Raw genomic sequence first — 12,592 nt, forward strand, 5'->3', positions numbered from 1 at the left:
TTTATCTGTGACAAAGTCACATTTAATTCAGGCGGATAGACAGCGGACGAGCTTTCGATGCGCATTATGCTGTAAAGTTGCGTGATATGTTGTAAAAAGGTTTGACGGTGAATGTCAGTTCTTTATTTTTTCAATAAATATTAGAAAAAGGTCTTGATTTTTTTTGAGGAGTGTGATATAATATGTAACTGAGTTATTCACAAACATATCCGTTTGAGAAACCAGCGTTTGAATTTATAAACTCTTCGATTTGAAATCATTTTTTCTTTGATCAGCAATATATATCATCACTTTATGATATACTTATCCTGTATTTATCCCTTTTGCATCCTGCGAGATTTTTACTCATGGCAAATCCTATTAATTGCTTGAGCTTGCTGTAGGTAAGTTCATTCAGCGCAGAACTGTGTATGGTTATGGAACGGCAGGTCTATATTGCCGCAGCCTGATTAATTTTGATAAAATCTATGCACAGCATTACGCTTGTATTATGTTTTTACGGTTTGCCGGACTTTACTTTTCATTGACATAGCGATTGATTATACTGATAACACCTGACAGTTTCTAATATTGATAATAAGAGCTTCACATTTGTTTTATGCGATTTCATTATAACAAATCTGAAGCTCTTTTTCTGTGCTTTTTCATTTTCAGGGTGGATATGATATTTGAAACAGAATCAGTTTTTTGCCTGATATGTGACTACTTGTATATTTATGAATAATTCAGTATTAATATGGACGTGAAAAGTCTGGGGGTGTGTTTTCGCAAGGTTGCACTGCGGAAAAGTCCTATAATGTGAAGCTCTGGATAAAAAGATAATACGGATACAATTGCGTGACCCGTATAAATTATCAGAGAGAACACATTGAATGAACCTTTTTGAAGTTTCGGGGCTTACTCTGCTGAGGGCAGCGTTTAAGCTGCTTTGATATCAAATGCCAACGGAGTACAGTACAGCGAAAAACAGCTTGTACTTAGTATCTTTTTATATCGGGGAGGAAATATAATGAGCGAAACGCTTATGGAGAAGAAATCAAAGAAAATTTTAGTCGTAAATGGTATTTTACATGGCCATTTTACAGGAAGTGTTGAGATCGTCAGGGAACTGGCTTCAATGGGACATGATGTGACCTGTTATGTTATGGACGAATTTGCAGCCAGATTAGATGATGTTCCTGTAAAAAAGGTTGTGTATTCAGCTGATGTCAGTGAAATTGCAAAAAGATTACCGCCAACAGCTCCGCCTTTTGCAATTAATTCTTTTATGTTCGGAAAGGCAATAGATGTACTTATCACATTATTGCTTAAAGATAAGACAGATTATGATTATTATGTTTTTGATTCGTTCTTTGATATTGAAGAAATGAATAAGGTATTAAATATCGACCCTTCAAAATTTGTTAAGATCTGTACTTCTTTCATTCTGACAGATGAAAACCTTCTGGATATTATGAAGGGCAGATTAATGGGCTTACAGGAAACCAATAAAAAATATAACATTAATTTACATGATTTTGTTGGACTTCATGTTACTCCGAATAAATTCAAAAAACTTATCCTGACTTCAAAATTCTTCCATTTAAGACCTGAAGATACAGATGATACATGCTATTTCATAGGTCCTCATATCGAAAAGAGAGTTGTGGATAACAGCTTTGATTTTAAGAAAGACGAGAATAAAAAATTACTGTATATTTCTTTAGGAACAGTTTTTGGCAAGGATCTTGCATTCTATCATCATTGTATCGAAGCATTTAAGGATTCTGAAGAATATCAGGTCATCGTATCTGTGGGAAAATTTGTTAATATCAAGCAGTACTTCACTGAGATACCAAAGAACTTCAGTATATATAATTATGTACCTCAGACTCAGCTTTTACCCGAAGTAGATGTTTTCATTACTCATGCAGGCTTTAATTCGACATCAGAAGGTCTGGCAAATGGCGTTCCTATGGTTTTAGTTCCGCAGAAATATGACCAGTTTGACGTTTCAAGAACAGTTAAGAGATTAAATGCAGGCATATTCCTGAATAAGAATGAAATCGAAATAACACCTGATGTATTAAGAAATGCAGTAAAAGAAGCTTATGATAACAGGGAAAACTTCAAAAAGGGCATTAATGAAATTATGGATTCGTTTAAAGAGGCAAGAAACAACAGAAAAGCAATTTACGAAAAGGTATTTGAATAAGCAGCTTTTGTTCTGTGTAATATATGGCGTTTTGCGATTCTCGTCAAAATACAGAACAGCAGGTTTATTGCCGGCTGACAGTTCAGATTAAAATAAAACGATAAAAACATAAACCGTTTGGATATCAGTTGAACGCCGATATTCAAACGGTTTTTTATGCTATGAGTGCAGGTATAAGGCTTGATTTGTAAATGGAAACGCAGTATTAAGCTGTTGACTTATGGACAGAGGCATGATATAATAAAGTTACGTTAATTGTTTGAATTAACAGGTGTACCTGCGCAGCTGCGGCAGATAGGAGAAATCCCGAGTTAATGTGATGTGCTGAAAGTGAGGACAACAATGGGTGCAAATCAAAAAGTCAATGAGAATAAAAAAGAAAAAAAGAGAGCTGTTCGTATTGCGGTTCTGATAATAATTCTTGCAGTATTATCAGTTTTTATTTATATCCGAGTCAATCCTGAGTGGGAAGCCGCAAAGCTGACGATTGAACCTGCAAACAGACATTTTGAGATACAGTCTTTGGATCCCAAGGGTATGACCCTTGAAACACGAATACTTCCTCCCGACGGCTACAGCAGGGTTCCTGCAAATGAAGGCAGCTTTAGTGCATACCTGAGAAAATATCCTCTGCTTCCTGATGATATAAAAATCCCTGTATATGACGGAACAACGTATGATTCCTCAGATGCTGCTGCTATTTTTGATATAAGCCTCGGCGATGAAGGCTATCAGCAGTGTGCTGACAGCGTAATAAGACTTTACAGCGATTATTTTTATGATACAAAACAGTATGACAAGATATCTTTCCAGTTTTCAAACGGCGATGTCTGTGACTATAATAGCTGGCGAAAAGGAAAAAGAATGCTTGTTGTTGCAAATTTCTCATTTGAAATTCCTGCGGCACTTCCTGATAAAAGTGAGCAGCAGTACAAGAATTATCTGAAAGAGGTAATGCGCTATGCAGGTACGCTGTCGCTGCAAAAGGAATCGGAGGTCATATCTCCTGATGAACTGAGAGTAGGCGATATTATCTGCAATGATACTCATGTTGTTATGATAGTTGATGAGGCTGTAAACGAAAAAGGTGAGAAATGCTATCTTATAGGACAGAGCTTTATCCCTGCCGTATGCTTCCATGTGCTGACAAGGACTGATGGCAAGGAATATTCACCGTGGTTTACTCAGGAACAGCTTGAACAGGAGTCTTTCGTCATCGGAACTTTTGAGTTTGGGAAGCAGGATATACGCCGCTGGAAGGAAGGCTTTTAAACAGATCGGATCAAATGAAATAATAAGAATAAAAGCAGGGTCTTAAAGAGCCTGCTTTTTATATTGAGCATTTTTTACAAAACGCAGTGTTCAGCGTTGTTTATTGTAACAAAGATTTATTTCAAGGGGAAGTATTAACAAAAAAATAATATATTTAATGACTAAATATGTTATTATAAAATCAGAGAATCATAATATCTGAACAAATAACATTATTTTATTGCTTATTATTCTTAGGGGGACGATCATATGGATAATTCGGCAATTTATATTTCATATATAATAACTGAGATCTTTTGCATATTCTTTTCGATAGGAATTATTGTAAAGGCTAACAAAAATGTCGGCACACAGCTTCAGATGGGGCATTTCAGAGGAATGGCTCTGTTTTTTATAGTTTATCTTGTAAGCGATATCTGGTGGGCTCTCGGACAGGGCAAAATGATCCCGTTTAACAATACTCTCAATAAGGTATTGAATGCAACGGGACTGGCGGCAGTAGCATTGCTGACTCTTGGGTGGTGTATATTCGTTATCTTCCGTATAGATCAGAACAACTCAAGACAAACTGTGATATTGAGAATAATACATTACGCTATAACGATAGTTGATATTATCATTACGATATCATCTGTTTTCACAGGCTTTTATTTCTATATCGACAAAAATGATAAATTTCAGTTTGCGGACGGATATATCGTTCATATTATAATTATCTTCATACAGCTTTTTGGCAGCGGGATATATTCCTTCTGGAAAAGCTTTTCAAATCAGCAGGTCAAGCTCAAAAAGGAATACCGTCTGCCCCTGTTTTTTATAATCATTCCGTCGGCTACAGCTGTACTGGAGGAGATCCTTCCGCTTACACCGATCGTGCCGCTGGGAATATTCCTTCCGATACATTATTCCTTCCTTGAGATACAGAACAGCGAGATATATTCTGATGCGCTGACAGGACTTAACAACCGCAGGCGTATGGAGATATTCCTTCAGGACATGATACATAATGCCGATGAAAGCAATTCTTTTTGGATACATATGATAGATGTAAACGATTTCAAGCTTGTTAATGATAAATTCGGACATATAGTGGGAGACAAGACGCTCCAGCTCGTAGCAGATGCGCTTCATAATGTTTCGGATAAGCTGCACGGCTTCTGCGCAAGATACGGCGGCGACGAATTTGTACTTATAGTCAACGATGATGCAGAGATCAAAGAGGCTATACAGAATGAAATTAATGCACTGCGTCAGAAATGTGCCGATCTTATCCCTGCTATCACAGTCTGCACAGGCTGTGCGGAGTGTAAGTCGGGGGCAATTACCGCAACCCAGCTTATTGCACAGGCTGATGAGCAGTTATATGTTCAGAAGGAGATATTCCACGGAAGAAGAAAAGCAGAAAATACTTAATGAAAAGGCAGCCTGAATAAAGGCTGCCTTTAAGATTGTATTTTCGCTGAGTCATACAGATAAAATAAATTCGGAAAATTTTTTTGAAAAATTACTTCGACATTTCATATCCGAGTTACGACTAATAAGTAGATGGGCAACGAACTATCCGAAAGGAGGTATATATGGATAACGGTGAAAGTAGCTACCGCCGTTTTCTTTCAGGTGACAAGAACGGTCTCGCAGAAGTGATGATCATATACCGTGACGGTCTTGTCCTGTACCTGTCAAGCCTTGTATGTAACATAAATATTGCTGAAGAACTTATGGAAGAAACTTTTGTAAAACTATACGTAAATAAGCCCAAATTCAAAGGAAAAAGCTCATTCAAGACATGGCTTTATTCCATTGCCAGATTTACGGCAGTTGATTACATAAGAAAGCATTCGTATATATTGCAGACTTCTCTCGATGATGCTGAGTCTAAAGTCAGTGAGGAAAACCTCGAGGGCAGTATTATCAAAAATGAGGAGAAGCGCGTTTTACACAGGGCTATACGAAAACTGAAACCCGAGTATGAGCAGGCATTGTATCTGACATACTTTGAGGACTTTTCAAACAGAGAAACGGCAAGCATAATGAAAAAGACAGAAAAACAGGTCCGTGATATTCTTTATCATGCCAGAAAGACCCTGAAAGCAGAACTTATCAAGGAGGGCTTTGTGTATGAAAAGCTATGAAGAAACTATTGCAAGTGTCTTTGAAAAAGGCGATGCAATAATTGAAAGCAAAAGAAAACGGGCTCGTCGCATCAAAAACATATCATGTACTGTTTCAGGCATATGTGCAGCCGCTGTAGTCGGAGTATTTGCGGTTCATAACCTTATGGCTAATAATCATCAGATCATTCCGAATGATGACGAGATCATAGTGACAGAAACCGATACATCTCAGCAGGTCACTACAACTCAGCCCGTTGAAGAGAATACTGCAATGCATACAAGTTCGACCCATGTTAAAGCTTCGTCATCAAAGACAGAAGCAAAAACAACATATACTGCTGCAAATGACAGTACCCGGGTAACTGTTACCGCAGCTCCACCGAATTCATCTGCCAATGTTAATGCTTCTTCAAGCATAGTAAAGGATCCTTTGATTAACAGCGGCACATCACAAACGTCTGCCAATACGGATGCCTCAAATATCGCACCCGAAGACGAAAGGAGCTTTGAAATGAAAAAAATATCTGCATTTGCAATATCGTTTATTACTGCACTATCAGCTATGCCTATGGAAGTTTCTGCTAACGATAATTACAGACTGTATTCACAGAACTCATTTGATAAGGAGATCATCGCTCAGGTAGCACAGGGCGAGACCGACCTGAACGGAAACGGTAAATTCGATATAGATGACTGCTATAAGCTGTTTGCTTATACAGACGGATTTATTGTAGATGATGCTACAAAGGAAAGAATAGATCGTTATGCTGATTATGACCATGACGGCTCTGTAACATGGTACGGCGATGCACTTCTCATGTTAAAGTATTATTTGATGACAAAGCCTCTGGATACTTCTATATTCAATATGGACATCTATGAAGAGCTTCCGCCTACTGAGGAGATTCAGAAAATCCATGAACAAACGATAGCAGATGGCTATGAGGTCCACCCGAATTCATATTATTTTACAATGAATCTTAAGACATACATGAGATACTACGGAACGGGCTACGGTTTCTTTGCTGATATGGTCAGGGACGGTGATATCTCGCCTGATGTCAACGGTGACGGCGTATTTGATATTAAGGACTGTGTTGACTATGAGATATTCCTTGAAAACCTGCTCTATAATGATACTGCGCTTTACGCAAAATACCAGAATCTGGTAGACGGCGTTATCAACTGGAAAGAAGGTGATGAAGGCGAGTTCTATGCAAGCAATCCAACTATACAGGGCGGCGAAAGCTGGACACCGTGTACTTTCGATATCATTGATCTCCCTGAGGCAACTGTAAAGAGATGTGCTGAGGTATTCAGCAAGCTCGGACCTTACGGCGGACAGTTCAGCGGACGCTACATGGCTTACAGCTACCTCCTTGACAATCCTCTTGACACTGAATACTTCCTGACCGATTACTATGAACAGTTCTATGAGGGTGCTTCAAATTATGATATAAATGCTGCATTTGTATTTGCTGCAAGAACAGGCGAAAACATCGAATACTTCGGCGACTTTGACAAGACCAAGTTCAGTAATGACTTCAAGAAATACTGTAAGGATATCGAGGACGGCAAGATGGACGTACCTGACCTCAACTTTGACGGAAAGCTTGACGCATTCGATTATGACATTGCAATGTGGAGAGTAAGATGTACATTCCTCCCTGACTGGCATGATACAGAAGGCATATTTAATGATGAAGAAAATGAATTAAGAGAGAGACAGTATGAGTACTTCAGGACTAAGTGTGATGTCAACGGCGACGGCAAGTACGGCGATACGTATGATATGCTTCTGATGGAGTGCTATATGCTCCTCGAAAACGATGATATCTTCAACACAAATGCCAATGAAGAATTTAATATCTCAGAGGAATATACAAGCAGCTTTGCACTTCTCAACGATATTGATATTGAAAGAAACGGTGACGCAAACCTCGACGGCGGCATGGATATGGGCGACGTTGTGCTTATAATGCAGTCACAGGCAAACCCTGATAAATATGAACTTACAGACAAAGGAAAGTTTAATGCTGATCTTTACGAAACAGGCAGCGGAATAACCGTAAACGACGCTCTTCAGGTGCAGAAAGAGCTTCTCGGACTTGAGTAAGTCAGCAATAGAAAGTATGATATAGTAGGTATAGAACAGACCTGCGGATACGGAACGAAAGCTCTGTACGCAGGTCTGTTTTTGTGCATTAAAAGCGCTGCAAAATATACATTTTTTGTTGACATTTGAGTTATATAATGTTATAATTGTGACATGGATAGTTATATCCGTATGACATGAGAGGAGTGTTAATTATGGGCAGATTTAAGAAAATGAAACAGGCAGCAGCAGGCATTGTTGGAGCTGCACTGTTTTTCAGCTATTCGGGAGGAACATTCCCGCCGCCGCCGGCTGTACACGCGGAAGGCAGCTACTCCAGCGTTAGCTACAACGAGGAAACTCAAATGTATGAATATGAGTTTCTCGATGCATACATTTATGATGTAAGAAATTATGAAGGACTTATAAAAATTGACCTTATACCTTCAAGGGGAGGCAACTGGTATAATTATGAATATCATAAAGAGATAGTGCTGGACAGTATTTATTTTGAAGAGTCAGCAAGGTTTTATGAGCCTGAGAACTATGAACTGGCAAGTACGCTCAAACGTGAGGACAGAGTCAACATAAAATTCGCTGCAATGAAAGAATATGATGATCTGGTAGGTACAGACGGATACAGTTCATGGGGATGGGGAAGAGAAAATGAATACTATGTAAGTCAGATAGTATCCATAAAGGATCCAAATGAGCACATTTACGGCGATATAAACGATGACGGAGTTATAGATTCCTTTGACATTGTAACGTATAAGAAGTATATCGCAGGCAATCTTTCCTATAAGCTCAGCGAGGCTCAGTTCCTTAATGCTGATATAGACATGGATACAGAGATAACCGAAGACGATCTGAGACAGGTCATGGACTTCGTTCTCGGAAATGCAAAGGAATTCAACGGAGCTTCAAATATCGGAAGTGTACGCCTTGACAATACTGTAAGCGTAGAGGCTGCTGAGGGCGTAAAGACTGATGAAAAGTTTGCAGCTGCGGAAATGAAATTCGGCGTTGATCTTCTGAAGAAGTGCTTTGATCCCGAGAATGACAGCAAAAATCTTCTTTTGTCTCCGCTATCCATTTCGACAGCTCTTGCAATGACTGCAAACGGAGCTGACGGCGAAACCAAAAAGGAAATGGAAAAGGTCATCGGAAATGATCTTTCCCTCAATGATATAAACTCTTACATGGCGTATTATCTCAGGAATTTGCCTGATAAGGAGAAGGAAAAGGTATACCTTGCAAACTCGATTTGGTTCAAGGACGATCCAACATTCAAGGTCTATGATGAATTCCTTGAAACAAACAGTAAGTACTATAACTCAGAGATGTATAAGTGCAAGTTTAAAGGAAATGAGGATAATATAGTCAAGGACATCAACGGTTGGGTAAACAAGAATACAAAGGGCATGATCCCGAATCTTATCAAAAGAGACGATATAAAGGATAATACAGCAATGATGCTGCTAAATACTCTGTATTTTGAAGCAGAATGGATGAGTCCGTATCTCAGTACAGAAGACGGCGAATTCACTGACCTGAACGGCGACAAGCACCCTATCAAGGAAATGAACAGTATGGAAGGCTATTATTACGATCTCGGCAACGCTGATGCTTTCAAGAAGCCTTATCAGAACGGAGATTACAGCTTCGTAGGAATACTTCCTCACGAGGACGTTGATTTTGAAAGCTATGTTGAAAATCTTGACGGTGAAGCTCTTGCCGAAGGCTTAAAGGAATATGCAGATCCTTCTACTATTGATCTTTATGTAATGATACCTAAGTTCAAATATAATTATGAAACGAAGCTGAAGGAGGTACTTCCGAAGCTTGGAATGGAAACAGCATTTGAGCCTTCAAAGGCTGATTTCTCGAAGATAAACGATCTCAGTGTTGAAGGAGCTCTTCCGTTATACATTGATAATGTTCTTCATAAGACAAAGATCGAAGTTACCGAAAAGGGTACAAAGGCTGCTGCGGCAACAGCTGTAATAATGGGACTTGGTGCTGCTGCTCCTATCGAAAAGAAGAAGGTTTATATCACTCTTGACAGACCTTTTGTTTACATGATAGTTGATAAGAACAATGTACCATTGTTTATCGGTGCAGCTACACAGCTTGAAGAAAAGTAATGCAACTGCTGAAAGCTCTTCTGTATTTATGGCAGAAGAGCTTTTGCATATAATATGCCCCGTATAAGGGTGAAATAGAATATAATGGAGGATGTATTTATGAAATTCAGAAGGTTAATGGCGGCAATGCTTGCGCTGGGAATGACAGTTCCTGCGTTTGCATCAGCAAGCGTTTCAGCGCAGAGTGCGGCAGTCAGCGGAGATGTGAATGATGACAGTGCTTTCAATATTTCCGATATTGTAATGCTTCAGCGCTGGCTGAGCGGAAAGGGCGAGATCACCAATGCTGATAATGGCGATATAAACGGAGACGGCTCACTGGATATCTTTGATCTGTGTCAGATGAGAAAAATGCTCATAAAAGGGATGCCTAAGGACACTTCGTCTGTTTCACGAAATCTTTGCTCTGGAATAGCCAAATCAAAGGTCGCTGGAATGGCGGCTGATGATAAATTTGCAGCAGGACAGCGCAAGTTCGCAACTGAGCTGCTGAAGGCGATCGACGCTGATAAAGATGAAAATATATTTGTATCACCTTATTCGATAATGCAGTCTCTTGCCATGACGACAAACGGTGCAGGAGGTGAAACTCTTGAACAAATGGAGCAGGTGCTCGGCGGAGTCCCTGTTGAAGAACTGAATGAATACCTGTATCTGTTCAGACAAAAGGTGGGTTCGAGCGGTCAGTCAGTGATAGAAACAGCAAATTCCGTATGGGTAAAAGATGATCCGTATCTGATCATGCCTGTTCCCGAATTCATACAGACAAACCTGAATTATTATGATGCTGATTATTATCTGTCACCCTTTAACGACGATACGCTCAAAGATGTAAATAAATGGGTAGATAATAAGACAAAGCATTATATCCCCGAGATAATTGATGAAATAAAGCCTGATGATGTATTCTATATCATCAATGCCGTAGTTCTTGATGCTGAATGGCAAAGCAGATACCTTGGATATCAGGTACGTGACTGGCAGTTTACTAATATTTCGGGAGAGGAGCAGACCTGTAAATTTATGTCGGATTATGCTGACTACATTGGTGATGATGATACGGACGGATTTATAAAATACTACAAGGACGAGAATATCGCATATGCAGCGCTGCTTCCACATGAGGATATAAATATACATGATTATATCAAGAGCCTGACACCTGAGAAGCTTGACGGACTGCTTGCGCAGGATAAGAATGATGAGACTGCAATGACATCAATGCCGAAATTCAGTCTGGAATACGATAACGACCTCACCGACGAGCTGAAAGCAATGGGAATGGAAGATGCGTTTGATGAAAAAGCTGATTTCACAGGTTTTACGTCGGCAGGTGTACCTACATGGCTTCGCTACGTCAAGCACAAGACAACACTTGATGTAAACGAAAGGGGAACAAAGGCTACAGCTGCTACCGTTGTCGGAGGACTTGCAGGAGGCGGAATGCCGCCTAAAGAGGTATATCTTACAAGACCTTTCATTTACTGTATCTTTGACAGAGAAACACGTATCCCTTTGTTTATCGGAGCACTTATGACTATTCCCGAGAAGTCTGTTACGGCTCCGCAGGAAGAATGATATTTTCCTTTTTTTTAAGCTGAAATGGCAGTGATATTACAAACAATACATAACATTATTCGTTTTATATATATCACAATGTGCAATATTCGCATAACAATTTTTGCATACTGAAAAAACACATAAATTGCGGCCATTGTACAGGCAGACGATGCTTTATGGCTATTTTTAGGGAAATATACTTTTTATATGAGCGCAATATTTGGTCAGAGCAACAAAACTACAGCAATAAATGACTTGTGACCGGGGTGCCATTTATCTATAATTAAGTTAGAAATAAAAACAGCAAAATATACTGGGAGTATTACAAAATCCAATTTCTTACTTTAAAAGGAGTGATTTATTTGAAGCTTAACAAGATCAAAAAGATCATCGGCGCCGGCGCATCAACAATGATGCTCGCAGCTGCTATCCCTGCTGTTGCTTCAGCTGCTGACCAGCAGACAAGAGGCAATATCGGCGGATACGACTACGAAATGTGGAACCAGAACGGTCAGGGTCAGGCATCAATGAATCCGGGCGCAGGCTCTTTTACCTGCTCATGGAGCAACATTGAAAACTTCCTTGCACGTATGGGTAAAAACTACGACAGCCAGAAGAAAAATTACAAGGCTTTCGGAAATATCGTTCTTACATACGATGTTGAGTACACACCAAGAGGAAATTCTTATATGTGCGTTTACGGATGGACAAGAAATCCTCTCATGGAGTACTATATCGTTGAAGGCTGGGGCGACTGGAGACCACCCGGAAATGACGGTGAAAACAAGGGTACTGTAACTCTTAACGGAAATACATACGATATACGCAAGTCAATGCGTTACAATCAGCCATCACTTGATGGTACAGCTACATTCCCACAGTACTGGAGTGTTCGTACACAGAGCGGTTCAGCAAACAACCAGACTAACTACATGAAGGGCACTATTGACGTATCAAAGCATTTTGAGGCTTGGGAAAAAGCAGGTCTTGATATGTCAGGTACTCTCTACGAAGTATCACTCAATATCGAAGGTTACAGATCAAACGGTTCTGCTAATGTAAAGAGCGTAACTGTTACAGAAGGTGCAGGCGGCGGTGGCGGTCAGCAGAATAATGACTGGAACCAGAACAATAACCAGCAGCAGAACCAGAACAACGACTGGAATAACTGGGGACAGCAGAACCAGAACAACGACTGGAATAACTGGGG

8 protein-coding genes are annotated in these 12,592 nt (G+C 39.7%); all 8 read left to right on the forward strand.

Annotation, left to right across the window (positions count from 1 at the left end):
• The first annotated feature begins 1,009 nt into the window (after positions 1-1,009).
• Complete coding sequence (locus L870_RS18615; RefSeq protein ID WP_028518261.1) at positions 1,010-2,194, forward strand: nucleotide disphospho-sugar-binding domain-containing protein; 1,185 nt, start codon at positions 1,010-1,012, stop codon at positions 2,192-2,194.
• Between the two features lie 342 nt (positions 2,195-2,536).
• A complete protein-coding gene (locus L870_RS0111455) occupies positions 2,537-3,466 on the forward strand; it encodes a DUF4846 domain-containing protein (RefSeq protein WP_028518262.1) in 930 nt (309 codons plus the stop codon).
• Between the two features lie 249 nt (positions 3,467-3,715).
• Positions 3,716-4,879, forward strand: coding sequence for a GGDEF domain-containing protein (locus L870_RS0111460; RefSeq protein ID WP_028518263.1), 1,164 nt, complete (start codon positions 3,716-3,718; stop codon positions 4,877-4,879).
• 164 nt (positions 4,880-5,043) lie between these two features.
• The gene (locus L870_RS0111465) at positions 5,044-5,598 is read left to right on the forward strand and encodes an RNA polymerase sigma factor (protein ID WP_028518264.1); all 555 of its coding nucleotides are present in this window, start codon (positions 5,044-5,046) and stop codon (positions 5,596-5,598) included.
• Positions 5,585-7,696, forward strand: a complete 2,112-nt coding sequence (locus tag L870_RS0111470; protein ID WP_028518265.1) for a hypothetical protein — start codon at positions 5,585-5,587, stop codon at positions 7,694-7,696. Before L870_RS0111465 ends, L870_RS0111470 begins: the two co-directional genes overlap by 14 nt.
• Before the next feature lie 194 nt (positions 7,697-7,890).
• A complete protein-coding gene (locus L870_RS18620) occupies positions 7,891-9,822 on the forward strand; it encodes a serpin family protein (protein WP_051411529.1) in 1,932 nt (643 codons plus the stop codon).
• Between the two features lie 99 nt (positions 9,823-9,921).
• Positions 9,922-11,400 carry a serpin family protein gene (locus tag L870_RS17460; RefSeq protein WP_051411530.1) on the forward strand — a complete coding sequence of 493 codons (1,479 nt, stop codon included), beginning with the start codon at positions 9,922-9,924 and terminating at the stop codon, positions 11,398-11,400.
• Positions 11,401-11,744: 344 nt separating this feature from the next.
• Positions 11,745-12,592 (forward strand): glycoside hydrolase family 11 protein (locus tag L870_RS17465; protein WP_162148447.1); only part of this gene is annotated, 848 nt, incomplete at its 3' end.

Origin of the sequence: Ruminococcus flavefaciens ATCC 19208 (genome assembly GCF_000518765.1) — a bacterium.
Lineage (GTDB): Bacteria > Bacillota > Clostridia > Oscillospirales > Ruminococcaceae > Ruminococcus > Ruminococcus flavefaciens.

Excerpts from the sequence above, each read along its gene's own strand:
- L870_RS18615 (WP_028518261.1), top strand. The coding sequence starts at position 1,010 with ATGAGCGAAACGCTTATGGAGAAGAAATCAAAGAAAATTTTAGTCGTA.
- L870_RS0111455 (WP_028518262.1), top strand. The coding sequence starts at position 2,537 with ATGGGTGCAAATCAAAAAGTCAATGAGAATAAAAAAGAAAAAAAGAGA.
- L870_RS0111460 (WP_028518263.1), top strand. The coding sequence starts at position 3,716 with ATGGATAATTCGGCAATTTATATTTCATATATAATAACTGAGATCTTT.
- L870_RS0111465 (WP_028518264.1), top strand. The coding sequence starts at position 5,044 with ATGGATAACGGTGAAAGTAGCTACCGCCGTTTTCTTTCAGGTGACAAG.
- L870_RS0111470 (WP_028518265.1), top strand. The coding sequence starts at position 5,585 with ATGAAAAGCTATGAAGAAACTATTGCAAGTGTCTTTGAAAAAGGCGAT.
- L870_RS18620 (WP_051411529.1), top strand. The coding sequence starts at position 7,891 with ATGGGCAGATTTAAGAAAATGAAACAGGCAGCAGCAGGCATTGTTGGA.
- L870_RS17460 (WP_051411530.1), top strand. The coding sequence starts at position 9,922 with ATGAAATTCAGAAGGTTAATGGCGGCAATGCTTGCGCTGGGAATGACA.